The following is a 1,298-nucleotide window of genomic DNA, read 5'->3' as shown; positions in this document are numbered from 1 at the left end:
GGTCGTGATCGGTAAGTTGGTGCCGGGGCATGCCCCGGCACCAACTGCCCATCTTCGGCATTCCATGGAGTTACAACACACCCGTGGAGAGAACGAATGGACAGCAAGCATGATACGGCGATTGAGGCAGTACTGGAACAGCTGATTGAACATGGCCCCGAGGGAATTGCCGCGGTGTTCGCGCGGACCTTCGAGATGGCGATGCGGATCGAACGCGAGCGCTTCCTGAGCGCAGGGCACTACGAGCGCACGACCGACCGGCGGGGCTATGCCAATGGCTACAAGTCCAAGCGGATCGACACGCCGGCTGGCACGGTGAACGTGGCGGTGCCCAAGACTGCCGGCCACGGCGCCGAGCCGTTTTTTCCGCAGTCGCTGGAGCGCGGCTGTCGCTCGGTACGCGCGGTGATGCTGGCAGTCGCCGAGATGTACGTGAAGGGCGTATCGACCCGGCAGGCCGAGGCGGTGCTGCGCGAATTCGGCATCGAGAACCTGTCTTCATCCCAGGTCAGCCGCGCCGCAGCCCTGCTCGATGAGGAGCTGGAGGCATGGCGCAATCGCCCGCTCGGTGAGATCCGCTACCTGATCCTCGACGCCCGCTACGAGAAGATGCGCGCAGGAGGCATCGTGCGCGACGCAGCCGTCCTCTCGGCAATCGGTATCGGCCCCGACGAACGGCGACGGGTGCTCGGCGTCAGCGTCGCCCTGTCGGAGGCCGAGGTCCACTGGCGTGGCTTCCTCGACGACCTGGTCGCACGCGGCATGCGCGGTGTGGAGTTCATCGTCTCCGACGATCATGCCGGTCTGCGTGCCGCCCGCCGCGCCGTGCTCGGTGCCGCTACCTGGCAGCGCTGCCAGTTCCATCTGGCCGCAAACGCCGTCCACCATGCCCCCAACATCGCCATCCGCGAGCGTATCGGTGCCGAACTGCGCAGCATCTGGAATGCACCGACGCTCGCCAAGGCCCAGGTCGCGCTCGACGAGCTCGTTGCAGGATACCGTGACACGGCCCCTGGTCTCGCGACATGGCTGGAAAACGCCGTTCCCGAAGGCCTGGCTGTATTCACGCTGCCCGAGCATCATCGCCGACGCCTGCGCACCTCGAACCTCATCGAGCGCGCCGTCCAGCAAGAGCTCAAGCGCCGAACCGTCAAGGTCCGGGTCTTCCCCAACGACCAGGCGCTCCTGCGCCTCGTCTCCGCCGTTCTCGTCGAGATCGACGAAACATGGGCCTCCGATAATAAGGCCTATATCAAATGGGAATGCCGGAATGGGTGATCATGCCCCGCGGCAATTTC

General features: G+C 65.2%; 1 protein-coding gene. It reads left to right on the top strand.

Annotated features, from left to right (window positions below):
* Positions 1 to 96: 96 nt before the first annotated feature.
* Positions 97 to 1,278, top strand: a complete 1,182-nt coding sequence (locus tag NLI89_RS21620; RefSeq protein ID WP_254688788.1) for an IS256 family transposase — start codon at positions 97 to 99, stop codon at positions 1,276 to 1,278.
* Positions 1,279 to 1,298 lie beyond the last annotated feature (20 nt).

Origin of the sequence: Sphingomonas faeni (assembly GCF_024273235.1) — a bacterium.
Classification (GTDB): Bacteria; Pseudomonadota; Alphaproteobacteria; order Sphingomonadales; family Sphingomonadaceae; genus Sphingomonas; species Sphingomonas faeni_A.
This window is presented reverse-complemented; position numbering and strand designations above follow the sequence as displayed.

Bases quoted from the DNA above. Each gene is read 5' to 3' on its own strand.
- NLI89_RS21620 (WP_254688788.1), top strand. From the start codon at position 97: ATGGACAGCAAGCATGATACGGCGATTGAGGCAGTACTGGAACAGCTG.